Genomic DNA, 25,220 nt, shown 5'->3' with positions numbered 1-25,220 from the left:
GCGCTCGGCCGCTCGCAGGGCCTGGCCGCGGATGTGCTGGGCCTGTGGGCCGGCGGCAAAAGTTTCCGCCAGGCGATCGAGAGTGTCCAGGGAATGCTGCGCCAGACAGCGGCGAATCGCGGCGGACGGGGCCCACTCCTCCCCGAACAAACCGATCAAGTCGAGATAGCCCTCGGCTTCCCGTAAGATCTGCTGCCGGCGGAGTCGATCGGTTCCGGCCACGTCAAGCGCCTCCAGATGCAAGCCAAGCTGCCAGCTAAGCAAGTCACCATTCAATTCTAATCACGAATCGATAAAGGCCAATTCCAATCGGGCGGTTTTTTCGCGAAAGCGCAGTTTTGCGATCGCGCCGCAACGCTGGCGAAGACCGTCCGGCCTGGATCGACGAGGAGCAACGGATCAACGTTGACGGATGGGGAGTGTGAAAGGAGTGAACGAAAGTGCGAGAGACGAGGCGTGCGAGAGCGTTGCCGTTCCGGTGGCTAACGCCAACCGGCTCGCCGACCGTCGCTCGCCGGCTCGCCGATCCATCGCCTCAAACTTTCGTATCAAGACCCTCACGCTGCCGGCGCCAGCGACTCTTCGTACCACGCCGCCAGCGATTTCGTCGGTGTGCTGAGCTTGAGCACCGGTGCGAATTCCTTGAATTCCCGGTCGATCCGCGCGAGCATGTCGGTGACGCTCGGTCCTCCGGCTGGGCAGAGTCGGCCATAAGTCTCGTCAAATCGCCCGCACTCGCTCCATTTCGAATCGCTCACCGACGGCAGCAAGGAAGAGAGACTCACCGCGAATTGGGCGGCGTCCATTGGACGACCTGGCGCGATCGGCTCGATCGCGATGTGCCGCTCCAAGAGGTGCGCGAATCCTTCGGGCATTTTCCACGAGCGGGCCATCTTCGCCGCTGCCTCGGCATGGTTCCAGCCAAATCGCTCCTTTTCCAAGTCGGAAAGCCGGACTTGGCCATCGTGGCGAGCGTCCAGGAGCGAAAGATACTCCTTGGGCAATTCCTTGGCCAATAGCGGCACGGCCATGTCTTGCAGCAACGCCGCCGAAAATGTTTCCTCAGCTTCTTTCAATCCGAGCAGCTTGCCCATCGCTCGAGCGAACAGCGCCCGGCGGAGCGAATCTTGCCAGAGGTTTTTGAGATCGAACGGCCCGCATTTGGGGTTCGGCATCAAACTGAACACCGCGCTCCAGAGCGAAAAGTTCTTGATCGTGCGAATGCCGACGAGCGTGATCGCCATCTTCACGCTCGATATCTCGTGCGAGAAACCGAAGTACGACGAGTTTACGAACTTCAGGATCTGACCGGCAAGGCCCGGATCGGCTTCGATTGGCGAGGCGAATTCGGTTGGGCCGTTCTCGGGGTCGCGAGACAGCTCGAGCAGCTTGATCGCGCTTTGCGGCAAGGCCGGAAGCTGCGCCGTGCGAAGAATCCGATCAAGGTCCATGACAGGGTTCGGGTTGGGGTTGATTGGCATCGCTCAGTTCGTCCTGTTCGTCGAGTGGAAAAGCACGGGCTCGGACAACAACGGCAGCCGTAAGAAACCTAGGCCATGCCCGATTCCGTCGCAAATCAGCAACGTGTTTTGGCGACGGGAAATCCAGGGATCCTCGGGCCATCGAATCGGAACAACCGTTCTGACAAGGCGACGCGTTGCCGATTCGCAACCGCTCCGCTGCGAAAATGCGACGCAATGGACGCTACATCACAATCTACTTCTGTTCGCAAGCTCTTGCGCCATTGACTCTTCTGACGCTGATCCTTGGCGCCTGTCTGGTTGGGACCAGAGGTTGCAAACTCTGGATGCGAGTTCGTGCGGCGATTGCCGGGTCGCAGACGCTGGGAGCGTCGGCTACGCAGGCGATGCCGACCACTTCGGCCATGGATCTGGTGCGGCTCCTCGTTTGGGAGACAAATGTGAAGCGCGTCGCGGGCCTGATCCTGCTGCTGGTCGCCACGGTTTGGCTGCTTGCGCAAATTGACGCTCCGTCAACGCTGGTTAAAGCCCGCGCTGCATTTGGTTCTCCCTGGCGGCGGACAACGAACGGCTGGGAACGCTCCGATCAATGGTTAGGCCGGCCAAAGCTGCCCGATCAGTCGGCCAGCGAGCCCGCACACCTGCCGCATCCTGTGACGCTGGCCTTATTCGAACTATTCGGCGCGACACTCTTTCTGCTGGCATCGCCTCCGGATAACTCCTATTTCCGCGAGAAATAGGTTTTTCCGTCTCAGACTTTGTACGATTTCGGCGCGACGGCCACACTATTAAGGTTGTGGCGGTCGTTTTCGATCCGCCGATTTCGTTTCTTATTGTCGGGAGCTTTACGATGCGCCTCACGTTGCGGACCATGCTGGCCTACATGGACGATATCCTCGAGCCGTCGGACCAACAGGACATCGGCCGGAAGATCGAGGAGAGCGAGTTTGCCAATGGCTTGCTGCACCGAATTCGCGATGTGAGCCGGCGAATGCGGCTGGCCGCTCCAAAGGTCGCCGGCCGTGGCATGGGCCTGGACCCAAACACCGTGGCCGAGTATTTGGACAACACTCTCCCCGGCGAACGGGTCCCAGATTTCGAGAAGGTCTGCCTCGAATCAGACATCCATCTGGCCGAGGTCGCGTCATGCCATCAGATCTTGACTTTGGTGCTGGGCGAGGCGGCGGAGGTCGATCCCGCATTGCGCAATCGGATGTATAACCTCGTCGCTCGGGCCGACGAAGGGGCCGCGAGAGAAGGGCGATCGGCGGTCGCTCGTGCGGGTGAATCCGACGGAGGCCATCGGGCCAACGAACCGGTCAGTCTAGCCCGTCCCCGCCCCGAGGTTCCCGACTACTTGCGTTCGGGTTCCGGCTCCCGTTTCTGGCCCGTGGCCATCACCGCGATCCTCGCGGTATGTTTGGTGGCCGCGATTATCATGGCGTCGGGGATTGACGTCCTGAAACTGGCCGGCTTTGGCGGAAAGGGTCCTGGGGATAACGCCCCGAACGATCGAACGAAGAATTCCGCGAGTAAACCAGATCAAGCGTTGCCGGCATCCTCGACTTCCACAACTGCCACAAATGATAAAACGGGCGGCACAAATGATAAGACGGCGGATCGCAGTGTCGAACCGGCCGGCTCGACCGACAAGGGCCCAGCGCCCGCCGATGGCAAATCGCCGACGAATCCCGAGAAAACGGGGGCCGAACTGCCCGCGAGGTCTGGCCCGACGGAGGCCGATAGTTCCAAGGGGGTGGCCGCGCCGGGGAATTCCGGACTCGTTCAACCGGCAACGGACAGATCGGCGCCCTCTGTTCCAGCCGCGGCGGACTCTCAGCGTCCGCCCGTCCCGCCTCCTCCAATGCCGGACAACGGTAATTCGTCTTCGGCCCCCATGTCGCCCGCGTTGGTAACTCGGCCCGACGAGGCGTCTGAGGTAAAACCCTCAGCGAATGCATTGCGGCCGAATTCAGAGCCGTCGAATTCATCGCCCGCCAAAGCGGCGTCGCCAAACGTCGGGCCTCCTGCCCCGTTCGATTCGAGCGAGCAGCGGATCGGCCGGTGGTTACCCGATCAAGAAGTGCTGCTGCGAATGGAAGCCGGAAAGGCCGAATGGCGCCGGGTCGTTCCCGGCGCGACATTCAACTCCGGCGACAAGCTGCTCGTGCTGCCCACATTCCGGCCAAGCGTAACGCTTGCCGCTGGGATCACGCTGCAACTTGTTCCCGAAACAATGATTGAAATCGCGGGGACGGATCATGGAGTTCCGGTGGTGCGGGTCCATTTTGGCCGCATGCTCGTCATGACGACCGGCAAGGCGGACGTGAAAGTAAAGTTGGCGCTGGGCGATTCCGCCGGCACGATCAACTTCGACGACGCCGAGGCCACCATCGGGGTCGAGGTCCAGCCCTACAATCTGCCGGGGACGGATCCGGAAAAGAATCAGCCGCAGCGGGCGATCGCCCTGTACGGCATCAATGGCGAGGTGTCGTGGCTTCCCAACGGCGGCAACTTAGAAAAACTACATGCCCCGGCGCGACTGGTGTTAGCGGCCGGCCCCTCCCCACAAGTCGCAGAGCGCGAGATGCCGAGGTGGATTGCCGCCGAGCCGCTCGGCCTGCTCGATCTTGGCGCCTCGCAAGCGTTGAATGCGTCTCTCGACGAAAAGCGCCCGATCACTCAAGCCTTGTTGGAGCTTTCGGGGCATCGGCGTCAGGAATACCGTTCGCTGGCCGCCCGTTCGCTGGCTTTGATCGACGAATTCGAGCCGTTTGACAAACTACTCAACGACAAGGACGAGCGGGCCCTCTGGACGACACAGATCGAGAGCCTGAAGGCCGCCTTGGCTCGGGGGCCCTCCGTGGCGGCCAAAGTGCGCGCGATGTTTGAAGAGCAGCGCGGCAAGGATGGAACTGAGTTGTATCGAATGCTTTGGGGATACAGTAAAGACGATCTGACCGTCGGCGCCGCCAATAAGCTCGTCGAGTATCTCGACTACGACAATCTGGATTTCCGCGTGCTCAGCTTCTACGACCTGCGGACGCTCTCGGGCAAGACGAAGGAATACTATCCAGAGGCGACGACCACGAATCGTCAGGCCGCCGTGCGCCGCTGGAGAGATCAGCTCAAAGAAGGATTGCTCGGGCCCAAGGCGCCTAACGCCGTGAAACCCGCGGCAGTCGAGCCGGCGCCGAGCAAAACGGCTCCGCCGCCCCCGGTGCCCGGGAATCCGTAAGGCCCGATCGCTCGGCCGTCGATCGCCTTCTCTCGAATCGGCGGAAAAACCTGCCCAATAGCCCACAGCTTTGGATTTGTGAACGGGCTGGCCGATCGCTAGAATAACGGGCTTGACCGGCATCAACCTGGCGCATCGCGGCGCTTGGGAGATCGGGCCGGCTTTTGCGGAGGTCGTTCGTACAGGCCCAAAAGGAGTTTGCCCGGTGGTGATCAACATTTCGACGCGGCATGGATACCTTAGCGATGCAACTCGGTCGAAGATCACGGCGAAGGTCTCCCGGCTATCGCGATACTTCGAGCGATTGAGTGCCATAGACGTCACCGTGGATTTGGAGTTCCAGGAATCCCCCGCGGTGGATTTGCGAGTCTCGGCCGAGCACAAGCACGATTTCGTGGCCACCGAACGAGCCGGCGATCTGTGGCGATCGATCAACGGCGCCGTGCAAAAGATCGAACATCAACTCCGCAAATACAAAGAGAAAGTCACGCGAGGGCATCGGGCTCACGGTGCCCGACAACAGGGGGCGATCGTGGGCGAGTGAAACGGCACGCCTGGCTTTGAGCCGACGGGCGCTTCCGATGTGGATCGTGTCCATCGGGTGCGATGTGGTGTGTGAGAAAGGACATTAAACCATGAAGTTTGCCGACTTTGTTAGTTACGAGGCGATTCGGCCCGGTTTAGGGGCCGACGATAAACCAGGCGTCATCCGCGAGTTGACCCAAGCCCTTTTGGAAGCGGGAAAACTGCGGGCCGGAGAAATCGACGGTATCGTCAAGGCCGTCATGAAACGCGAGGAACTGGGAAGCACGGGGATCGGTCGCGGCGTGGCCGTCCCTCATACCAAGCATCCCAGCGTCGAGCGCCTCGTAGGGACCGTCGGGGTCAGCCAGGAAGGGGTCGATTTCGACAGCTTGGACGGAGAGAAGGTGCAATTGTTTTTCCTGCTCATCTCTCCGCCCGACCGGCCGGGCGATCACTTGCGGGCCCTGGAGAATATCTCGCGGCAGTTGCGGGATGAAACGTTCTGCAAGTTCCTCAAGCAGGCCAAGACAACCTCCGATATTCGCCAATTATTGGATGAAGCAGACAACAATCATTTTTCGTAATCGCCAGCAATGAGCGACGTGAAATTGACGCGGGCGGTCGTGGTCGCTAACAGCCAAGGGCTGCACGCGCGTCCCGCCAATCTCATCATGAAGCTCGCCAATCAGTACGAGTCAAGAATCGAGTTGGTCAAAGGCAATGAGAGGGTGGACGGCAAGAGCATCCTGGAGATTCTCACCCTGGGCGCCGAGCCGGGCACGAACCTGATCATCGAGGCCGCCGGGCCCGACGCGGAGGCGGCCCTCGAAGCGCTGGCCGAATTGTTCGCCAGCAAGTTTGCCGATGGGGAAGAAGAAAACACCTAGGGACCCGTGACGGTCGTGGCCGCGCGACGTGCGACAAACGTCTCGCGCGGCGCAACGCCGGCCGGCGATTCGCCTCGCGAGCCGCCAGAAGCGGCCGGAAGCGATCTGCCGGGTCCGAATTGCCCGGCCCCACCGTGGGCCGGCGGAAGCGCTTGCCAACGCGGCTCGCGCGGTCGGTGAATCGCCTTCGAGCGACGCCGCCGCGCTCGGGCGCTCGGACGGCGCATGAAGCGAACATCCGATGCAGCGATTACAAGGGATTGCCGTTTCGCCCGGCGTGGCGATCGGCGAAGCATTGGTGATGGACACCGAGGGATTTCGGATTCCTCGGCGGTTTGTCGCGCGCGACGCGGTCGTCGACGAGCTGGAACGGCTTGACAAGGCGATCGTCGCCGCCGGCGCCGAGATCGAAAGCAACCGCGACGCCATCGCGCGCGAACTCGGCAGCCAATACGCCGCCATCTTCGACGCGCATTTGCAGATGCTCCGCGATCCCAAGCTGCGCGGCGAGCTGGACGCGATGATCCGCGATCGGCATTACTCTCCCGAGTATGCCGTCAGCCGCACGCTTCGCCGCTATGCCAAGGTCTTTCAGACGCTCCAAAGCAGTTTTCTGGCCGATCGCGCCGGCGATATCTTCGATATCGAGAAGCGGCTGCTGCGAAATCTCCTGGGCCGCCGTCGCGAGGAGCTGTCGCAGCTCACCTCTCCCGTCGTCATCCTCGCCCACAATCTGACGCCGAGCGAAACGGCGAATCTGGATCGCAATTTCGTCCGCGGATTCGTCACGGAAGTCGGCGGACCCGGCAGCCATACGGCCATCGTCGCCGAGGCGCTCGAATTGCCGGCGGTGGTCGGCACCGGGCCGTTTCTGTCCGACGTCGGCGGCGGCGATCTGGTGATCATCGACGGCGATCAAGGCGTGGTGATTCTACAACCCGATGCCGAAACCGTCGCTCAATATCGTCAGCAGGCCGAGCAGCTCCGGAGCGCCGCACTCCAACTCGGCTCGCTGCGCGACCTGCCTGCTGAAACGGCCGACGGCGTGCGGATTCGGCTCTTGGGCAACATCGAGTTTCCGCACGAGGTCGCCCACTGCGTCGATCGCGGCGCCGACGGCATCGGCCTCTATCGCACGGAATTCCTCTATCTCACTTCCGACACCGAGCCGACCGAGGAAGATCATTATCAGGCATACTCGCACGTGATTCAGGCCATGGGCCAGCGGCCCGTCGTCATTCGCACGCTCGACCTCGGCGCAGACAAGCTGACGACGATCCCCGGCGCAGATGAAGAACGCAACCCGTTCCTCGGCCTGCGGAGCATTCGCCTCTCGCTGCGAAATATTCCCTTGTTCCGCACGCAATTGCGGGCTGTCCTGCGAGCGAGCGTTCTCGGCGATCTGCACGTCATGTTTCCGCTCATCACCACGATCCAGGAATTGCGCAGCGCGAAGATGGTGCTCTCCGACGTGATGGAAGACCTCGAAGAGGGGCAGATTCCCTTCAACCGCGAGATTCCAGTCGGGATGATGGTCGAAACTCCGGCGGCCGCCATGATGATCGACCAGTTCGTGCAGGAGGTCGATTTCATCAGCATCGGCACCAACGACCTGATTCAATACACGCTGGCCGTCGATCGCAGCAACAAGGAGGTCGCAGCCCTCTACAACGCCTGCGATCCGGCCGTGCTGCGGTTGATCGCGATGTCGATCAAAGCGGCGGACCAGGCCAAAATCGCCGCCAACATGTGCGGGCAGATGAGCGGCAGCACGACGTACACGCAATTGCTGATTGGCCTGGGGCTGCGGCAATTCAGTGTCGCCCCGGCCGCGATTCCGGAAATCAAGCAGGTCTGCCGTAAGGTGAACGTCGACCAATGCCGGCAAATCGCCGAGCGCGCGATGTCGATGGAAAGCGCTCGCACGATCAAAAGCTACTTGCGCGAAGAATTGAAAAAGGCCGTCCCCGATGCGGCAGCGTGAGGGATTCTGAATGCCAACCGACGAAACCCAAATGACGAACACCGACCTGCGCAGCCAATCAGCCTCCGCTTGCGCGCCCTCGAATCCCGAATCCCGAGCCCCGAGTCCCGTACTCATCCGCCAGCGAGTCCGCATCCGCTTCACCAAGCAGGGCGACTTGCGGTGGTTGAGCCATCGCGATTTGATGCGGACCTGGGAGCGGCTGTTCCGCCGCGCGGCCGTGCCGCTGGGGATGACCGAAGGGTTTCATCCGAAGCCCAGAATGAACTTCCCTTCGGCACTGGCGGTCGGGATTGCCGGAGACGACGAGATGCTGGAGGTGGAGCTGTCGGAGGCGTGGGCAGCCGAGCGGCTGCAAGACGCGATTGCCGCCCATGCGCCGCCGGGGTTGGAGGTGACTCACGTCGAGGTGATGCCGCCCGGGAGCAAGAAGGCCCAGGCCGTGCGTGTCGCGTTCGAGGCGCAGGTGCCCGAGCCGCGGCGCGCCGCGGCGGCCGAGCGGATCGCGGCATTTCTCTCGATGGCATCGTGCGAGATCGGGCGCGCAGGCCGTTCCGCGCCGCTCGACTTGCGACCGCTCGTGGAAGAACTGTCGCTCGTCGACGGCACGCTCAAAATGCGATTGCGCGTCGATCGCGAGGGAAGCGCCCGGCCGCGCGAGGTGCTCGCCGCGGTGGGCCTCGAGGATTTGGAATTGGAAGGCTGTCCTCTCACGAGAACTGAAGTGGAAATTTGTTAACCGAAACTCGCCATAAACCAGAACAGAAGGCTTTGGTCATGAAGCAGGAGATGTTAATCAACGTATCGCAGCCGGAAGAATGCCGCATCGCGATCGTTGAAGACGGAGTGCTCGAGGAACTCTATATCGAGCGGACCAGCCAAGACAATTACGTGGGGAACATTTACAAGGGAAAGGTCGTCAATATCGAACCCAGCATCCAGGCCGCCTTCGTCGATTTCGGCGTCGGCCGCAATGGGTTCCTGCACATCAGCGACATCGAATCCCAGTACTTCCGCCAAGGGGGTTACGATCCCGACAAACCGATCGAGCAAGGCGGCCGCCCGCCGCGGCGCGACGAGCGCGGCGACGATGAGGCCGCCGAGGACGACGATCCCGAGGTCGACGATTCGGGCCGCGGCCCCCCGCGCCGCCGCACGCGCCCCGGCGCTCGCCCGCGCGTGAAGCCGCCCATTCAAGATATCCTCCGCCGCGGCGACGAGTTGCTCGTCCAGGTGATCAAGGAGGGGATCGGCACCAAAGGGCCCACGCTCTCGACCTATATCAGCATTCCCGGCCGTTATCTGGTGCTCATGCCGGCGCTTGGGCGGGTCGGCGTCTCGCGCAAGATCGAAGACGACGAGGTCCGCCGCAAGTTGCGCGACGTGATGCTCGAGCTGCATCCGCCCAAGGGGCTGGGGTTCATCGTCCGCACCGCCGGCATCGATCGGACCAAGAAGGAAATCTCGCGCGATCTGGCTTATCTCGTCCGGCTGTGGAAGGTGATCATCCGGCGGATTCGCAAGTATCCCGCCCCGATCGACATCTACGAAGAAAGCGACATGATCATCCGCACGATCCGCGACATCTTCACCGGCGACGTCGATTCGATCCACATCGACGAACCCGCCGCCTACGAGCGGGCCAAGGAGTTCTTGCAGATCGTCATGCCGCGGTATGTGAATCGGCTGCACCTCTACGAAGGGAAGGAGCCGCTGTTCCACAAATACCGTCTCGACGAAGAGATCAGCAAGATCCATCAGCGCAAGGTGCCCCTGCGCCAGGGTGGCTCGATCGTGATCGACTCGACCGAGGCGCTCGTGGCCATCGACGTGAACAGCGGCAACTTCCGGGCGGACGATTCGGCGGAAGAGACGGCCTTCCAGATGAATCTGCTCGCGGCCAAGGAGATTGCCCGGCAGCTTCGGCTCCGCGATCTCGGCGGTGTGATCGTCAACGACTTCATCGACATGCGCAAAGAGCGGCACCGCCGCGGGCTGGAGCGCGCCTTGCGCGAAGCGATGAAGCGCGACCGCGCTCGCACGAAGATTCTTCGCACCAGCCCATTCGGCCTGGTCGAGATGACGCGGCAGCGAATTCGCCCCAGCCTCAAGCGCAGCGTCTACAAGGATTGCCCCGGCTGCACGGGCACGGGCGTCGTCAAAACCGCCGAAAGTATGGCGATCGAGGTGATTCGGCTATTGATCCTCTCGGCCCAGCGCGACGACATCGCCAAGGTCTCGATCACCGTGGCCGACGAGGTTGCGACCTACTTAAACAACAAGAAGCGCCGCGAAATGGCCCAGCTCGAAGACGACGGCCAGTTGACGATCCAAGTCTTCGGCCGCGAAGGGGTCTCGCCGGAGCATTTGGCATTCGAATGCCAGGACTCGGCCGGACGGGAGGTGAAGTTTCCGGGATAGATTCGTGCTACTTCGCGACATCGTGGGCGGCGGGCTTGACGATCTCGCGGTGATCGTATCCGCGAAGCCGGGCCCACCACCGCGGGTCTTCGATGATGAGCGTATCGCTGGGCTGGCCCACTTGCTCGAAATAGGCCTCGAAAAGCCGATGCTCGGGCGGGATGGCTACGTTCAACTCGGGGCCGAGCAGGCTGCTGATCGGAATTGACTCGCCGCCGGGGACGGCAATCCAAGCCTCGGGGACGTTGCTGGTGTAAATGCAATACGAGAGGAACGGATCGAACAAAGCGACGTAGAACAACAGCGGCGAGAGGAGCACGAATGCGACGGCCACCCGCCCCGGCCGCGAAACGTGCCGCCAATCGTCGCGGAATGAGCTGCGCCAGGGCCAGATCAGTGTGAAGCCCGCCACGGCGATCGCGGCATTCCAGGGGCATACCGACTCGTTCCAGTGCATGTGGAACGCCAGCCACCACATTACGGCCAAGTGAAACGGGGCGGCCAGGACCGCGCACAGCCGCCGCGTTCGCGGGACGATCGCCAAACCGGCCAGCGCCATTTCGAACAACGCCGCCAAGCCGCCGAGCACCTGATATGCGATGGGAGAATCGCCCGGCGAGCGGCCGGCCATGAACGGCACGACCGCTTCGTAATAGCCGGGACTAATTAGCTTGTGGAAGCCGGCGAAGAACCAGAGCGCGATCAAGTGCGAGCGGGCCAGCAGCTTCACGCCCGGCGAATTGAGAGAGCCGAGCATCAGCACCCACAGCGAGATGCACTCCGGCTGCATCCGGATTTGATCCAAGAGGATCGCCCAAAACAGGATCGCCCCATGAAGCACCACGCCCCATCGCGGCGCGAACAGCACGACCACCAACGAACCGAGCAGCCAGGGGAGCACGTCGAACTGCGGCAGCGGAAAGGCCGGCAGCATCGGCGAGACCGGCGACGCCTGGGCCGGGTTGTAATGCCGTACCGTCCAGAGTGGCCACGTAATCCAGATCGTCGCCGCTTGAGCGGCCACGGCGCTGAATCTCAACACGAGTGCATTCCAGGCGTCGGAACCAAAAGTCCGATTAGGAACGTTCGACGTGTGCGGACGACTTCCGGTGAGCGCGAAAGTATTTGCGGGCATGAAGAGTCTGGCTGGTGGCGATTGGAAGCCCTCAGAATCTTACGTTACGCTTGTCACTTGCCACACACCGTTCGCCACCGAGTGGGGCTTCAATACTGAATCGATGGGTGCCATGGCCACTGCTCTGAGTGGCCATGTGCCAACACAATCCATGCCCACGCAAGGCCGTGGGCATGGCACCCAACGTTTCAATACAGTTTTGAAGCTCCACTAGCCCGTTCCGCGGGCGCCGCGCGGCTCGAGGTAGCCTTCGATTTCGTAGCGGCGAATCTTGCGGTCCAAGGTTGAGCGCTCGATCCCGAGGATGTTCGCAGTCTGGCTCTTGTTCCAGTTGGTCGAGTTGAGCGTAGCCAGGATGTGCCGCCGTTCCATTTCGTCGAGCGATACCGGCTCGTACGAACTAGCCGGCGGGGCGACGTCCTGCGTGTCTCCGGCGGTCGAGAGCTTGGTGAGCGTCAGATCTTCCATTTCGATCAAGTCGCCGCGGGCCAGCACCACCGCCCGCTCGACGACGTTCTTCAACTCGCGGACATTTCCTGGCCAGCGGTAGCGGAGCATCTGCTCGGTGGCCTCGGTCGTATAACCGCGCAGCCGGCGGCCCGTCTCAGCGTTGAAGCGTTGGAGAAAATAATGAGCCAACACGGGGATGTCTTCCGGTCGCTTGCGGAGCGGCGGAACGAAGATCTCCAGCACGTGCAGGCGGAAGTAAAGATCGCGGCGGAATTGCCCTTCGGCGACAGCGCGCTCCAGATCGCGATTGGTGGCGGCGATCACGCGCACGTCCACTTGGATCGCCTCGCTGCCGCCGACGCGCTCGAACGGATGCCCTTCCAACACGCGGAGGAATTTGGCTTGCGTGGTGGAACTCATCTCGCCGATCTCGTCGAGCATCAGCGTTCCCTCGTGGGCCGATTCGAATTTGCCGATCTTCCGTTCAGTCGCGCCGGTGAAGGCGCCGCGTTCGTGGCCGAACAATTCGCTCTCCAACAGACTCTCCGTCAACGCGGCGCAGTTCAAGCAAACGAACGGGCCTTTGCGGCGCGGGCTCGAGAAATGCACCGCTCGAGCGACCAGTTCCTTGCCGACGCCGCTTTCGCCGCGAATGAGGATCGTAGCGCGGCTCGGGGCGGCGCGGTTGATCTCGCGGGTGACTCTGGCCATGACGGGGCTATTGCCGATAATCTCGCTCTCCACGCCGAGGCGTTCGCGGAGTTGAAGATTCTCATCGCGAATCTGGCTCAAGTTCTCGGCCAATTCCTGACGCCGGCTAAGGTTTTCGAGCGCCACGGCCACGGTGTCAGCCACGGCCAATGTGAATTCCAAGTCATCCGGATCCGGAATCCGCTCGGGATCGGTTGAGTAGAGATGGATCAACCCGGAGACTTTCGTGCCACGGCGAATCGGGGCGCAGAGAACGCTCGTGGCGTGGATTTCCCCTTTGCTGTCGCGGCCCCCCAGCGCGCTATCGCCGAGCACATTGCGGGCGAGCACCGCTTCTCCCTCGCGAAGCACCGTGGAGGCGAGAAAACTGGAAACGCGGTGGTACGGGAATTCCGTATCGGTCCGCGAGGCGATCACTTCCAGGTCGATCCCGGCCGGCTCGCCGATCACGGTGCGCGGCAGGAGCAATATGGCGCCGGCGTCTCCCTCGGTGCCGTCGAACACGCCGGCCAAGGCCAACTGCGCGATGGCATTGATGTCGGGCGCCTGGGCCAGCTCGAATGCTAAACGGCAAAGCTGCGCCGCCGCGCGGCCGACCTTAGGAATGCCGGTATCTTCCTCGGCGACGGGCTCGAGGAACTTGGTCTGGCCGCGGCGATGCGTGATCGTCGTCGGTTCGGCGGCGGCGAGCACGTTCTCTTCGTCGAGCGATTCGGCGAGCGTGGTCTCGTCGTTCGCGCCGGCCCGGACCTTCAAATCGCGGATCACGCTCGAATCGGGAAAGGCCTTCGTCAGATCATTGACAAACGCCATCTGCGATTGCCCGATCCGAATGATCTCGCCCGCTTCGAGCACGTGGTCGCCGCGAACCGGCTGGCCGCCGATCGTCGTGCCGTTGCGGCTCTCGAGATCGCGAACGACCCATTGCCCTTGTGAATGAAACACTTCGGCATGAGCGCGGCTGCAACGCTCGTCCTTAATGACGATCTGATTCGTCGGCGCGCGGCCGATCGTGACCGCTTGCCCCGGCACGAGCCGAAACACGTCGGTCCACTTCGTCCCCTCGCGGATGACCAGATAGGCGAGCATTTCGAGAACCGTAGCCTTGCAAACCGTTTCGGGCGGCTGATCCGCCTCGGACGACAAGTTGACGCGAGCCGGATCGAAAACCGCTGGGGTCTGTCCCTCTTTTTGCAGTCCGTAATAAAAGGGGACAGCCCCCCTGCAGGCCGTTTTCGGATAGGACCCCTAATTCGCGACCGGCAATCCGCCACGCTCCACCTTAGTCCCTCGCACCCTATTTACGCAAGGTTTTGGGGTGGTTCGTGGGCAAGATCGCCCGTCAACGCACGACCCGCTAAGCCGTCGCCCCCGGACGATGTCTGGCGGCAAAGCCGCGATTTTCTTGCTAATCCCGAAAGAACGAATTAGGATGGTGGGGTCGTCTAATCTTCGAACGAGCAGAGGAGGAGTTGCCATGTTTGCGTGTCACTACCGATCGGTTCTCTCGTGCGCGGTTCGCTTCGCGCTCCCAATGGTGGCCGCCTGGCTGGCGCTTTCGGCAACCGGAAACGTGCGCGCGCAAGTGATCCAGCAAGCGGTCGGGGGCGTGGCGATCAGCACCGAAGGCGTGCTCACGGTCGTGAAAACCGATGCCCTGCACGACCTCTCGAATTTGCGGCGCAAGGCTCTGGCCCAACTGCCGGGCGATCTGAATCAGCCCGCCGAACTGCGAATGGTCTCATTGCGACGGCTGCAGGAGACGATCGCCGCTTTGCAAAAGGCCAACCAGCCGCTGCCGGATGAAGTGCGGTATCTGGCCGGACTGCAACGCGTCGAGTATGTGTTCGTCGATCCGCAGCGGCACGATCTCGTGCTCGCCGGTCCGGCCGAGGGCTGGAAAGTCAACGAGCAGGGTGAAGTAGTCGGCGCGAAGACGGGCCGGGCGGTGCTGCGGTTGGAGGATTTGCTGGTTGCCCTGCGCAGTGCCGACGCAGCCCGCAACGGGGGCATAAGCTGCTCGATCGATCCGACGCCCGAGGGAATGGCTCAATTGCAAGCCTACTTCTCACAGAAGAGCACGATGGGCGATCCCGACCGAACCTCGTCGGAGATCGAGAAGAGCCTGGGCCCGCAGAAGATCAGCGTGAGCGGCGTGCCAGGTTCGAGCCATTTTGCGCTGGTGATGGTGGCGGCCGATCATCGAATGAAGCGGCTGGCGATGCACTTCGAGCCGGCGCCGGTGAAGGGGATGCCGAGCTATTTGGAGATGGTCTCCCCCAGCATGAAAATCCAGACGCCGCGGTGGTGGCTGGCGGCCAATTATGAACCGCTGTTGAAGGACCAAGACGGCCTGGCCTGGCAGTTGCGCGGCACGGGCGTGAAGTGCTTGACCGAAGAAGATCACTTCTCGCAGACCGGCAGCCGCGAGCACACCGGCAAGGCGAACCCGCTGGCCCAGAAATGGGCCGACACGATGACCGCCAAATTCGAGGAGCTTTCATCCAAGGATACGATTTTTGGATCGCTTCGGAATTGCATGGACTTGGCGGTCGTGGCCAGCTTGATCGAGCAAGAACATCTGGCCGACAAGGCCGATTGCCGGCTCGACCTGCTGATGAACGCCAAGCAGTTGCCGGTCGATCAATATCAAGTGCCCAAGCAGGTCGATTCCCTGGCCAGCGTGCTCAAGAAGGGGCACAACTACATCATCAGCGCCTCGGGCGGAGTGCTGTTCCAACCTTGGGCGGTGATCCGCGAGAGCAAACTGGATCAGAGCGCGGCTGCCGTGCGTGGCAAGGTTGTCGAGGCGACGAAGACCAATTCCTGGTGGTGGAATTGAGTTTAGCTGGTAGGGTGCGTCAAGTCCGCGCAGACGCACCGGCCCCACCGCAATGCCATCAATCCGGATGTTGCCCCGGTGCGTCAGCGCTTCGCTCGACACACCCTGCGACGCGGCTGATGCCAACCTCGGCGAATTCGTCGTCGCGCAAGTTCACCAATCGAATTTCCGCCATCGGCGCTGCGAATTGCGGGAATCGCCGGTCAACGTAATGCTCTTCCGCGATGCGATCGAGAGTGGTCGCACCGCTCGCTGGCAGGTTCGACTTGAGCATCACCAATTCCCGGCAGCGCAGCAGCCCAGCGATTCGCGCCGCGACCGAATCACTCGTCACCTCCCAGCCGTGCGGGAGCGGCTCGCCCGCGGCGATCGATTCGACCGATCGAAGAAAGTTCATTGCGTCGAAGATTAATAGCGATCGCTTCGGGTCGGCAGCCAGCTCGACGGCTCTCGACCAATCGTCGGTCCATTCCGCTTCTGGCAGCAGACGCCTTGCAAGCTGCGCGGTCAGGCTCATTGCGCCGATCGCCAACCAATGCGCGTCGTTAGCTTCGAGATGGTGCAAGCGGTCCCATTGCCGAATCGTGTCGGCCAGCTTGCCACCGCCGACGACCAACACGCTCGGCATCGCCGGCTGCTGGGCCAGCCAGCGGCGAAAGGCAGCGACCCACTCTGACCATTCCAACAGGCTGCCCCCTAGCTTGATCACCCGCGCCGGAATGCCGCTCATGACGATTCGCTCTCGCGGGCGATCACAGCCAGGGCATGCGCGGTGGCGCAGCGCGACAGCGACGGACCTAATTCGGAGCTAAGCGAAATAATCGTCGCCGCGACTCTCATGCGCTCGAGCGCCCGGCGGGCGATGAACTCGCCGCTGCCCGAGATCACGATTCCGTCGGGCGGAGCCGGCAAGCGGCCAAGCACCTGACCGATCGCCACCGCGATCTTAGCCAATTGGCTGCGCGCGATGGCCTCGGCCGCGGCCAGCGCATCGCGCTCGTCAAACATATCGCGATCGGCGCAGATCGACCGCGCCAGCCGGTCGTGGGCCGCTGACTTGGTGGCCGGCCGACCGTCGGCCGTGTGCGTGCTGTTGGGTTCCTCGGGCAAATCGCCGAGCATCAGATAAGCGTCCCACGTCGTCGAAAAGAGTTCATGCGCGGTGGGGCATTGTTGCTTGCGCCAGGGGAGCGAATTCACCAGGGCGCAGACCGGGCTCCGCTCGACCCCCGTATACACCAGCTCGCTGGCGATCAGCCGCTCGGGGTCGGTCAGCGCCGTTGCGGCCGGATTGCCGTCGGCCAGCGGAATGATGTCGCACGTGGTCGAGCCGATATCGATCAATAGTCCGGCTCCCTGCGGCACGTAGCGTCCGGCGAATCGGGCCAACGCGTGCCAATTCGCCGCCGCCGCCATGAGCGGCTGCTGGAGCGCGATCGGCGGCGCGACCAGCATGCCATTGTTGAGATAGATTCGCGAGTGCCGCCCATCCGAGGCCGTGACGAAGCTGTTCACGATCGACCGCACCCCCTCGACCTTCGTCGCAAAGCAATCAGCCAACTCGCCGCTCATCGTGGCGGCCAGATGATCTGCCCGCGGCGCCCCGGCGATCAGGGCCCGGAGCGCTTCGGCCAACTGCCGCGGCTTTTGCCACAGCGGAAACACCGAGGAAACGGCAAACCCGCGGCCGTCGGCCACTTTCAGATTCGCTCCGCCGATATCGAGGGCCAACCAATTCATGAGTCGTCTCGAGTCTCCGCCAAATGCCTAAGAACGCCTAACAAATCCGGCCGGCACAAGGGGACAGTCCCCGTTTTGCTCCGCCGACCATCGCGGCGATGGTGCCCGCGCAAAAGGGGGACAGTCCCCGCCGGATTTGTTAGGCGTTCGAATTGTTCCATCCGCATCAAATTCTAGTGCGTGCTGGGCAAATGACAAACGGACGGGATTCCCCGCCGCCACGGCCAGCATCGCCGCCGCCAGGTTCCCTTCCGCGAGCGCCCGCAGCCCGACATACGAGGTCGTCAGCCGCGGATTGATCTCAATCACTACGTCGTCACGCCCATCGGGTTCGTTCCCCAGCACGAGATCGACGCCGACGAAACCGAAAGGATCGGGCATCGCGGCGATCGCTCGCTCGGCGAGTGCGACGGCCCGTTTCGACGCCTCCGGCGGCAGCGGCATGGCGCCTCCCAGGTAACGAAACTCGTCGTCATCGCTTAATCGTTGTCGGCCGGGGGGCAACGCAAACCGCTCAACCGGGCCGCATAGCAGCGCTACGCTGGCCGCGACGCCGGGACAGAATCTCTCCAAGCGGGATGGACCAGAAATCGCCGATCGCGACTCCATTAGTGCCTCTCGATCTGGGATCCGCCGAACGTCCTGCGAACCCGCGCCAAACCGCGGCTTGAGCACGGCCGGGAACGGAAACTCCGCGGGAAGCGGATCGTCGGCATCGAGAGCGATTCCGCGCGGCGCGGGCACGCCGGCTGCCGAAAGTCGTTCCGCCGTTCGCTGCTTGTCGGCCGCGAGGGCTACGAGCCCGGAAGATGGTCCCAGCAGTCGGCCTCCCGACTCTTCGACGAGCCGGAAGCGCGAGCGGAGCAGGTCGTGGAATTCCGGCGCGATGACGATCGTCCAATCCGCTTGTCGCGATCCGCTCGAGAGGAGCGAGAACTCTTCGTCGGACGAACGAACGGACTCAACGCGACAGCCGGGCAAATCCAACGTCGCGCGACTATCGACCATGACCACCGCTTCAACTCCATCGACGGCCGCGAAGTCGGCCGCCAGCGCCGTCAACATTGCCGCGCCCTCGCGACGGATCGACTCGCTCGCCAGTGTCGCGCGGTCGCCGAAGAGACCGCCGCTCGTGGCGAATTCGTAGAGTAGCATACGTTGCATGGGACACTTCATCGTAGCTGGATTTGCAAAAGTAGGGTGCGTCAAGTCCGCGCAGACGCATCGTGCGGCGTCGGTGCGTCATCGCTTCGCTCGACGCACCCTGCGCTGGCGAATTCCGCTATGCTCCCCCTCATTCCGGCAGCTTGAAGTCGGCGATGAAGAGTTGGCTCGAATTGTCCGCGGTCCGGTTGCTGGTCCACATGAGCTGCTTGCCGTCGGGAGAAAAGACGGGGAGCACGTCGGCCGCTGGATGATCGGTAATCTGCGTGATCGGGCCGGGCATGATTTGGCCGTCCCGGTGTTCATATTTCATCAGCCACAGATCGAAATTCGGCTTGCCGCGCGGGTTCGAGTAGTCGGCCGCGGTCCAAATGAGGTAGGACTTGCTCGGGTGCCAATACGGCGCCCAATTGACTCCGCCGTTGTCGGTGAGCGCCGTGTCGCCCGAGCCATCGGCGCGGATCACGTGGATTTGAAGCAAGCCTTCATGCTTGCGGTCGCTGCGATAGACGACCCACTTGCCGTCGAGAGAGAAGAACGGTCCGCCGTTGTACCCCTTCTCGTGCGTCAACTGGCGGACGCCCGAACCATCCGCGTTCATGATGTAAATGTTGGGATTGCCGCCGCGGTTGCTGCAAAACACGATCTGCTTTCCGTCAGCCGAGTAGGAGCACTCGGCGTCGTAGCCTTTGGAGAAGGTCAGCCGGCGTATGTTCTTGCCATCCAGATCGCCGGCGAAAATCTCCATGTTCGGGTCGAAATCCCACTGGTAGCGGCGATGCGCGCCCGATTTGGCGTCTTCGGCCTGTTGCTTTCGGCCGGCGTCTTCCGTGCGGTCGAGATCGGGGTCGAGATGGCTCGAGGCGTAGATGATCCCCGTGCCGTCGGGCGAGAAGAAACTGCACGTCGTCTTGCCGCGACCCGTGCTCACCCGCTTCGGTTTGCCGCCGGCGAGCGATTGCGTGTAAATCTGATAGAATGGGTATTCTTGAGGGACGGCTTGAAAGATGATCGTGTGGCCATCGGGCGAGAAATAGCCCTCGCCGGCCTTGATGAATCCGCTCGTCACTTGCCGGATGTTGCTTAGATATCGCGATTCGATCGATGGTTTTTCCCGCGTGCCCTCGTCCGCGGATGCCGATGAGCCGAGCCAAATAAAAATGCCGATACCCGCGACGACCCTCCAAAGGAATCTGCTCTGAAAATGCGAGTCAGTGCGGTGCAAGGCGATATCTCCAAGTGAGAGACGTGGCCGACGCTGCCAGCGTCGGTGCGGATGTTCATGGTGTCGGCGGCGATGATTCTTCAACGCGAATCATACTCCCTCGCGCAATGTTCGGCTATGATTGTCGAATGCAATCGTGCCAAACGAAGGCCCTGATCAAGCTGGCGAAATCCTTTGAGCGCGAATGAAAATCTACACCAAGACCGGCGATAACGGCGAGACAGGGCTCTTCGGCGGGCCGCGCGTGCGCAAAGATTCGCCCCGTATCGAGGCCTACGGCACCGTGGACGAGTTGAACGCTCTGATAGGACTGGCGCGTTCCGAATCACTCCCGGGCAAAATCGATGAACTGCTCGCCCGGATTCAATCCGAGTTGTTCGATGTCGGGGCGGAGCTGGCGACGCCGGATCCTAAACGTCATGGGACGTCGCTCGTTGGTCCGGCGCACGTTGCCGCGCTGGAATCTGCCATCGATCGCATCGAGGCGCTGCTCAAGCCGCTCAAGCAGTTTATTCTCCCCGGCGGGACCCGCGCGGCCGCGGCGCTGCACGTTGCGCGGACGGTCTGCCGCCGCGCCGAGCGTGGAGTGGTGACGCTTTCTCGCGCGCCCGACGAGACTATTTCGCCCGACTTGATCGTCTATCTCAACCGCTTGAGCGACTTGTTATTCGTGTTGGCCCGCGCGGCCAACGCGGCGGCCGGCCAAGTCGACGTGCCGTGGGAAAAGCGCTAATACTCTTTACCCGCCGCCGAACTCCGGTTAGTTTGGGAGCGATTCAGGCCGCTGCCCTTTCGATTCGACCGAACGCCGGCAGGCCGGCCATTTTCTTGAGAATTGCGAGTCACTTCGATGAGTTTTCGGCGTTTCGTGGTCCTGCCGCTGCTTGCGATTGCTTTATTAGTCTGCACTTGCGCCGGGATCGCGCGGGCTCAAGCCGCTTCGGCCGCCGGCAATCCGGACGAACTCAAAGCTCTGAATGACAAGATCGCATCGGCCCGGCTCGCGGGAGACAACGCCTGGATGCTCACGGCCTCGGCGCTGGTGCTGTTGATGACGGCCCCCGGATTGGCGTTGTTCTACGGCGGGCTGGTGCGGAAGAAGAACGTGCTGGGCGTGATGATGCAGTGCGTATTTCTGATGGGGATGAACAGCATCATTTGGGCATTTTGGGGCTATTCGCTCGCGTTTGGCGGCGATCCGACCAGTAAAGATTTCAACCCCTGGATCGGCAACGGCGATTATCTGCTGATGCACGACGTGCAGCCGCATTGGAACGAATCCGCGCACGCGGCCGTCGTGCCGATGATCGACGGAATTCCGCGGCTCACTCACATGATTTTCGAAGGGATGTTCTTCATCATCACGCCCGCGCTCATTTGCGGAGCATTCGCCGAGCGGATGAAATTCAGCGCGATGGTCGCGTTCACGATCCTCTGGGGAACGCTCGTCTATTGCCCGCTGGCCCATTGGGTTTGGGGGCACGGAATTCTCTCGTTCGGCTCGGAAGCCGCCCAATCGTTTGGCGGGGGCGCGCTCGATTTCGCCGGCGGAACGGTCGTCCACATTAGCGCTGGCATTTCGGCGCTGATCTGCGCCTTGCTGATCGGCCGCCGCTTGGGCTACGGCAGCGACCCGATGCCGCCCCACAACCTGACCTATACGATGATCGGCGCGGCGCTATTATGGGTCGGGTGGTTCGGTTTCAACGCCGGCAACGCGATGAAGTCAGACGCCGTGGCGTCCAGCGCGTTCGCCGCCACGCAGTTCTCGGCCGCAGCGGGCGCCGTCGCTTGGGCCGTCATGGAATGGCTGGTCCGACGCAAGCCGAGCGCCCTGGGAGCTTGCTCGGGAGCGGTGGCCGGGCTGGTCTGCATCACTCCCGCCTCGGGCTACGTGACTCCGATGCCCGCGCTCGTGATGGGAGCGGCGGCAGGGGTCTGTTGCTTCTACGCCTGCACCATGTTCAAGGCGAGATTTCGCTACGACGATTCGCTGGATGTGTTCGGCGTGCATGGCGTCGGCGGCACGCTGGGCGCCATTCTGACCGGAGTATTCGCAACGCGCGCCGTGAGCGACATGGATCATGGCGATCCGCTGGGGCTCATCGAAGGGGGCCACATCCTCAAAGGACAACTCATCGCCACGGCAATCACTTGGGTCTTCGCGATCGTCGTCACCTTTATCTTGCTCAAGATTCTCGACGCCACAATCGGCCTGCGCGTCAGCCAGCAGCAGGAAATCCAAGGTCTTGACCTTAGCCAGCACGGCGAAGAGGGGTATATTTTCATATGAAAAAGGTCGAAGCCATCATCCGCCACTTCAAGCTCGAAGACGTCAAGAACGCCCTGACCGAGTATGGCGTGCAGGGCATGACCATCAGCGAAGTCCGCGGTTTCGGGCGGCAGAAGGGGCACACCGAAATGTACCGCGGCACCGAATACGCCGTCGATTTCGTGCCGAAAGTCAAGATCGAGATCGTCGTGGCCGACCAGCAATTGCAAAACGTGATCGACACGATCATGCGCACGGCCCAAACGGGCCAGATCGGGGACGGCAAAATCTTCGTGATTGACCTGGCCAACACGATCCGCATCCGCACCGGCGAAACCGGCGAGGACGCGCTCTAACGGATGTCCGGCACTTTGAAACTTCGTCCCGGCGTCGTCGCGGCTAGAGAATGGCTCGCGGCCGAGCGGCATAAGCTTCGCCAGCAGCACGAGGCAGGCTCGCCGGGGATTCAGGTCTGCGCGCATCTCACCGAGATGCTCGACACGGTTGTATTGAGCCTCTACGAATCCGCTCTGGAGGATTTTCCCGATCAAGCGACGCGCTATCGCGAGGAAGTCGCGCTCGTGGCGCTCGGCGGCTACGGCCGCGGCGACGTCGCCCCGTATTCCGACGTCGATCTGATGATCTTGCACAGCCCGGTCGTGGGTCCGATCATGGAGCCGCTGGCCAAGCGGCTCTTGCACGATCTATACGACGTGGGCTTTGCGCTCGGGCAGAGCGTGCGCACGCCGGCCGAGGCCTGCAAGCTGGCCGCCAAGGACGCGACGATCTACACGGCGCTGGTCGAATCGCGATTTCTCACCGGCGGCGAGCCGCTGTACGAAAAGTTCCTCCGCGGATTCCAACGCGACTCGCGCCGCCATTGGCGCGGCTTGCTCAAAGCGATCGAACGGGCACGGGAAGAGGAGCGCTCGCAATACGGGGAAACCGTTTATCTGCTCGAGCCGAACGTGAAGCGATCGCCCGGGGCGCTTCGCGACATTCAGTTAATGCGCTGGCTCGGTTTCGCCCGCTATGGCGAGGCGGAGCCAAACAGCCTGCAAATGATGGGGGCGATCCTCAAAGACGATCAACGCACGCTGCGCCGCGCCAGCGAATTCCTCTTGCGCACGCGCAACGACCTGCACTTTCACGCCGGCAAATCGCGCGACGTGCTCGATCGGGCGGAGCAAGTCCGTCTGGCCGCCGCCTTCAGCTATCAAGGGACCGAAGGGCTGCTGCCGGTCGAGCAATTCATGCGCGAGTATTTTCGCCACACGCGCGAAGTGAGCCAGCTCGTAGGCCGGTTCGTCGCCCAAATCCGCCCTTGGATTCGGCTCGCCGAATGGCTCTCGCCGATGCTCGGGCATCAGATGGAAGGAGATTTCATCGTCGGCCCGCGCATCAAGGCCACGCGCCGCGGGCTGGCCAAGCTGCAAGCCGACGTGACGGAAGTGCTGCGGTTGGCCGATCTCTCGAATCTTTACGACACGCGCGTCGCGTCGTCCACTTGGCAAGCGGTGCACGAGGCATCGCCCGTGTTTTCCGATCAGCTCACGCCGACCGCCGCGGCCCGATTTCTCTCCTTGCTTTCGCAGCCGCAGATGCTCGGCGAATTGTTGCACCAATTGCACGAGGTGGGCGTGCTGGAAAAGGTGGTGCCCGAATTTGCCCATGCCCGCTGCCTGTTGCAGTTCAACGAGTATCACAAATTCACGGTCGATGAGCATTGCCTGCGCGGGGTGGATGAAGTGACACGATTCCAGCGCGATCGGGGATTGCTGGGGGAAGTTTATCGTGGTTTGCAGCAGAAGAGTACGCTCCACCTAGCGTTGCTGATCCACGATCTGGGCAAGGGCTACGTCGAAGACCATAGCGAGGTCGGGCTGCGGATCGCGGAGAATACGGCCCGGCGCTTGAGATTGCCGGAGCAGGAAGCGGAGACGCTCAAGTTCTTGGTCCACAAGCACCTGCTGATGTCGCACCTGGCGTTCCGCCGCGACACGAGCGACGATCAGTTGATCGTGCGCTTCGCCGTCGAGGTCGGCTCGCCGGAGGTGCTGCGGATGCTCTATCTGCTCACGGCCGCCGATCTAGCGGCGGTCGGGCCGGGCGTGCTCAATCAGTGGAAGAGCGAGGTCCTGGCGGACCTGTATCATCGCACGATGCGTCATTTGGCCGGCGACTCACACACGCCGAGCGCCGAGGAACGCCGGGACGACGTGCTGACCCTGTTTCGCGCCGAACCCGATTTCGCTTGGTTTGCCCAACAGGTCGCCGCACTGCCAAGCTCGTTGCTCTTCAGTATGCCGGCCGAGCGCATCGCCGAGCAATTGCGGCAACTGAAGACTTTGGCGATCGGCGACGTGCGCATCGCGACCCGCTACCTGGCCGATACCGGCACCGTCGAGTTCGTCATCGCCACGCACGAAGACATCGCCCCCGGCGTGTTTCACAAACTGACCGGCGGCCTGACGAGCCAGGGATTGGAGATCCTCTCGGCCGACATCAATACGCTCGCCGAGCGCCTTGTGCTCGACCTGTTTGTCGTTCGCGATCCAGACTACTCCGGCGAACCGCCCCCCGACCGGATCGAGCACATCGATCGCCGCTTGACCGAGGCGCTCACGGCGAATCAGCAGCCGGCATTTCGCCGAGTTTGGACGAGCGTCAAGCAGCAACGCCGCGACGGGCTACACGCGCCTCCCACGCGCGTCCGCACCGACAACAGCACCTCCGAAAGCTTCACGATCCTCGACATCTTCGCCTCCGACCGGACCGGGTTGCTCTACACAATCGCTCGCACAATCTTCGAACTCGGCCTCTCGGTATCGTTGGCCAAGATCGGCACCTATCTCGATCAAGTGGTCGACGTGTTCTACGTCACCGATCACGAGGGGCAAAAAATCGACGACGAAGCCCGCCTCGAACAAATCCGCAGCCAACTCTTGCAAGCGATCGAAGCCTTCGAGCGCGAGGGGCAGTAAGTCGGTTTATCGCCCGCCGCTTTTCATCGTCAGCATTTCGGCGCGCCATTTTGCTTCGAATTCGCCAAGCGGCATGCCGACGAGCTGCTCGAAGCGTTCGATCGGCGGCTGGCTGGCGGCGGATCGCTCGACGAAGCGGTCGAGAGCTGGCGTTTCCAAGA

The 25,220-nt window shown here is 62.3% G+C and carries 21 protein-coding genes; 13 read left to right on the top strand and 8 right to left on the bottom strand.

Translation table 11 applies throughout. The features are described from left to right. Positions 1 to 276, bottom strand: a 276-nt coding sequence (locus VGY55_20315; protein HEV2972331.1) for a hypothetical protein, incomplete at its 3' end; no start/stop codon positions are given. 281 nt (positions 277 to 557) lie between these two features. After that, positions 558 to 1,481, bottom strand: a complete 924-nt coding sequence (locus VGY55_20310; GenBank protein ID HEV2972330.1) for an HDOD domain-containing protein — start codon at positions 1,479 to 1,481, stop codon at positions 558 to 560. A gap of 326 nt (positions 1,482 to 1,807) precedes the next feature. Between VGY55_20310 and VGY55_20305 the strand changes: the two genes are divergently transcribed. The 8 genes from VGY55_20305 (at position 1,808) to VGY55_20270 (ending at position 10,536) form a co-directional block, all read left to right on the top strand. Then, entirely contained in the window at positions 1,808 to 2,221 is a 414-nt protein-coding gene (locus VGY55_20305) for a hypothetical protein (protein ID HEV2972329.1), read from the top strand. A 110-nt stretch (positions 2,222 to 2,331) separates the two neighbouring features. After that, on the top strand, positions 2,332 to 4,719 hold the full coding sequence (locus VGY55_20300) for a hypothetical protein (protein ID HEV2972328.1): 2,388 nt from the start codon (positions 2,332 to 2,334) through the stop codon (positions 4,717 to 4,719). Between the two features lie 205 nt (positions 4,720 to 4,924). Further along, on the top strand, positions 4,925 to 5,263 hold the full coding sequence (gene raiA / locus VGY55_20295; protein ID HEV2972327.1) for a ribosome-associated translation inhibitor RaiA: 339 nt from the start codon (positions 4,925 to 4,927) through the stop codon (positions 5,261 to 5,263). A gap of 91 nt (positions 5,264 to 5,354) precedes the next feature. Then, complete coding sequence (locus tag VGY55_20290; GenBank protein HEV2972326.1) at positions 5,355 to 5,828, top strand: PTS sugar transporter subunit IIA; 474 nt, start codon at positions 5,355 to 5,357, stop codon at positions 5,826 to 5,828. Positions 5,829 to 5,837: 9 nt separating this feature from the next. Further along, a complete protein-coding gene (locus VGY55_20285) occupies positions 5,838 to 6,131 on the top strand; it encodes an HPr family phosphocarrier protein (GenBank protein ID HEV2972325.1) in 294 nt (97 codons plus the stop codon). A 241-nt stretch (positions 6,132 to 6,372) separates the two neighbouring features. Then, positions 6,373 to 8,115: a phosphoenolpyruvate--protein phosphotransferase gene (gene ptsP, locus VGY55_20280; GenBank protein HEV2972324.1), complete on the top strand. Its 1,743-nt coding sequence runs from the start codon at positions 6,373 to 6,375 to the stop codon at positions 8,113 to 8,115. A gap of 10 nt (positions 8,116 to 8,125) precedes the next feature. Continuing rightward, positions 8,126 to 8,854, top strand: coding sequence for a TIGR03936 family radical SAM-associated protein (locus VGY55_20275; GenBank protein ID HEV2972323.1), 729 nt, complete (start codon positions 8,126 to 8,128; stop codon positions 8,852 to 8,854). 50 nt (positions 8,855 to 8,904) lie between these two features. Further along, positions 8,905 to 10,536: an Rne/Rng family ribonuclease gene (locus tag VGY55_20270; GenBank protein HEV2972322.1), complete on the top strand. Its 1,632-nt coding sequence runs from the start codon at positions 8,905 to 8,907 to the stop codon at positions 10,534 to 10,536. A 7-nt stretch (positions 10,537 to 10,543) separates the two neighbouring features. On the opposite strand, the gene VGY55_20265 is transcribed toward VGY55_20270, so the two are convergent. Together VGY55_20265 and VGY55_20260 are read right to left on the bottom strand one after the other, a co-directional pair. Then, a complete protein-coding gene (locus tag VGY55_20265) occupies positions 10,544 to 11,578 on the bottom strand; it encodes a hypothetical protein (protein ID HEV2972321.1) in 1,035 nt (344 codons plus the stop codon). 303 nt (positions 11,579 to 11,881) lie between these two features. Continuing rightward, complete coding sequence (locus VGY55_20260) at positions 11,882 to 13,921, bottom strand: sigma 54-interacting transcriptional regulator (protein HEV2972320.1); 2,040 nt, start codon at positions 13,919 to 13,921, stop codon at positions 11,882 to 11,884. Between the two features lie 388 nt (positions 13,922 to 14,309). On the opposite strand from VGY55_20260, the gene VGY55_20255 reads away from it, so the two are divergent. Further along, a complete protein-coding gene (locus tag VGY55_20255) occupies positions 14,310 to 15,674 on the top strand; it encodes a DUF1598 domain-containing protein (protein ID HEV2972319.1) in 1,365 nt (454 codons plus the stop codon). A gap of 58 nt (positions 15,675 to 15,732) precedes the next feature. Here VGY55_20255 and VGY55_20250 read toward each other — a convergent pair whose 3' ends face one another. The 4 genes from VGY55_20250 to VGY55_20235 all read right to left on the bottom strand — a co-directional run bounded on the left by VGY55_20250 (position 15,733) and on the right by VGY55_20235 (position 19,803). Then, positions 15,733 to 16,404 (bottom strand): hypothetical protein, encoded by a 672-nt coding sequence (locus VGY55_20250; GenBank protein HEV2972318.1) that lies wholly within the window; start codon positions 16,402 to 16,404, stop codon positions 15,733 to 15,735. Continuing rightward, on the bottom strand, positions 16,401 to 17,414 hold the full coding sequence (locus VGY55_20245) for a hydantoinase/oxoprolinase family protein (GenBank protein ID HEV2972317.1): 1,014 nt from the start codon (positions 17,412 to 17,414) through the stop codon (positions 16,401 to 16,403). Before VGY55_20245 ends, VGY55_20250 begins: the two co-directional genes overlap by 4 nt. 27 nt (positions 17,415 to 17,441) lie before the next feature. Beyond that, entirely contained in the window at positions 17,442 to 18,578 is a 1,137-nt protein-coding gene (locus tag VGY55_20240; protein HEV2972316.1) for an ATP-grasp domain-containing protein, read from the bottom strand. A gap of 130 nt (positions 18,579 to 18,708) precedes the next feature. Further along, on the bottom strand, positions 18,709 to 19,803 hold the full coding sequence (locus VGY55_20235) for a biopolymer transporter Tol (protein HEV2972315.1): 1,095 nt from the start codon (positions 19,801 to 19,803) through the stop codon (positions 18,709 to 18,711). 184 nt (positions 19,804 to 19,987) lie between these two features. On the opposite strand from VGY55_20235, the gene VGY55_20230 reads away from it, so the two are divergent. The 4 genes from VGY55_20230 (at position 19,988) to glnD (ending at position 25,059) form a co-directional block, all read left to right on the top strand. After that, positions 19,988 to 20,536, top strand: coding sequence for a cob(I)yrinic acid a,c-diamide adenosyltransferase (locus VGY55_20230; protein HEV2972314.1), 549 nt, complete (start codon positions 19,988 to 19,990; stop codon positions 20,534 to 20,536). Positions 20,537 to 20,653: 117 nt separating this feature from the next. Continuing rightward, positions 20,654 to 22,096: an ammonium transporter gene (locus VGY55_20225; GenBank protein ID HEV2972313.1), complete on the top strand. Its 1,443-nt coding sequence runs from the start codon at positions 20,654 to 20,656 to the stop codon at positions 22,094 to 22,096. Beyond that, the gene (locus tag VGY55_20220) at positions 22,093 to 22,431 is read left to right on the top strand and encodes a P-II family nitrogen regulator (protein HEV2972312.1); all 339 of its coding nucleotides are present in this window, start codon (positions 22,093 to 22,095) and stop codon (positions 22,429 to 22,431) included. Before VGY55_20225 ends, VGY55_20220 begins: the two co-directional genes overlap by 4 nt. Positions 22,432 to 22,434: 3 nt before the next feature. Continuing rightward, entirely contained in the window at positions 22,435 to 25,059 is a 2,625-nt protein-coding gene (gene glnD, locus VGY55_20215) for a [protein-PII] uridylyltransferase (GenBank protein HEV2972311.1), read from the top strand. Positions 25,060 to 25,220 lie beyond the last annotated feature (161 nt).

It is taken from the genome of Pirellulales bacterium (assembly GCA_035939775.1).
Classification (GTDB): Bacteria; Planctomycetota; Planctomycetia; order Pirellulales; family DATAWG01; genus DASZFO01.
Note: the sequence above shows the minus strand (reverse complement) of the source record. Positions and strands in the feature narration are given on the sequence as shown.

What these genes read in the sequence shown, in the direction of transcription:
- VGY55_20310 (HEV2972330.1), bottom strand. Translation starts at nt 1,481, where the DNA reads ATGCCAATCAACCCCAACCCGAACCCTGTCATGGACCTTGATCGGATT.
- VGY55_20225 (HEV2972313.1), top strand. Translation starts at nt 20,654, where the DNA reads ATGAGTTTTCGGCGTTTCGTGGTCCTGCCGCTGCTTGCGATTGCTTTA.
- VGY55_20250 (HEV2972318.1), bottom strand. Translation starts at nt 16,404, where the DNA reads ATGAGCGGCATTCCGGCGCGGGTGATCAAGCTAGGGGGCAGCCTGTTG.
- VGY55_20275 (HEV2972323.1), top strand. Translation starts at nt 8,126, where the DNA reads ATGCCAACCGACGAAACCCAAATGACGAACACCGACCTGCGCAGCCAA.
- VGY55_20285 (HEV2972325.1), top strand. Translation starts at nt 5,838, where the DNA reads ATGAGCGACGTGAAATTGACGCGGGCGGTCGTGGTCGCTAACAGCCAA.
- VGY55_20260 (HEV2972320.1), bottom strand. Translation starts at nt 13,921, where the DNA reads ATGCTCGCCTATCTGGTCATCCGCGAGGGGACGAAGTGGACCGACGTG.
- VGY55_20255 (HEV2972319.1), top strand. Translation starts at nt 14,310, where the DNA reads ATGTTTGCGTGTCACTACCGATCGGTTCTCTCGTGCGCGGTTCGCTTC.
- VGY55_20230 (HEV2972314.1), top strand. Translation starts at nt 19,988, where the DNA reads ATGAAAATCTACACCAAGACCGGCGATAACGGCGAGACAGGGCTCTTC.
- VGY55_20305 (HEV2972329.1), top strand. Translation starts at nt 1,808, where the DNA reads ATGCGAGTTCGTGCGGCGATTGCCGGGTCGCAGACGCTGGGAGCGTCG.
- VGY55_20245 (HEV2972317.1), bottom strand. Translation starts at nt 17,414, where the DNA reads ATGAATTGGTTGGCCCTCGATATCGGCGGAGCGAATCTGAAAGTGGCC.
- glnD (HEV2972311.1), top strand. Translation starts at nt 22,435, where the DNA reads ATGTCCGGCACTTTGAAACTTCGTCCCGGCGTCGTCGCGGCTAGAGAA.
- VGY55_20270 (HEV2972322.1), top strand. Translation starts at nt 8,905, where the DNA reads ATGTTAATCAACGTATCGCAGCCGGAAGAATGCCGCATCGCGATCGTT.
- ptsP (HEV2972324.1), top strand. Translation starts at nt 6,373, where the DNA reads ATGCAGCGATTACAAGGGATTGCCGTTTCGCCCGGCGTGGCGATCGGC.
- VGY55_20220 (HEV2972312.1), top strand. Translation starts at nt 22,093, where the DNA reads ATGAAAAAGGTCGAAGCCATCATCCGCCACTTCAAGCTCGAAGACGTC.
- VGY55_20290 (HEV2972326.1), top strand. Translation starts at nt 5,355, where the DNA reads ATGAAGTTTGCCGACTTTGTTAGTTACGAGGCGATTCGGCCCGGTTTA.
- VGY55_20300 (HEV2972328.1), top strand. Translation starts at nt 2,332, where the DNA reads ATGCGCCTCACGTTGCGGACCATGCTGGCCTACATGGACGATATCCTC.
- VGY55_20240 (HEV2972316.1), bottom strand. Translation starts at nt 18,578, where the DNA reads ATGCAACGTATGCTACTCTACGAATTCGCCACGAGCGGCGGTCTCTTC.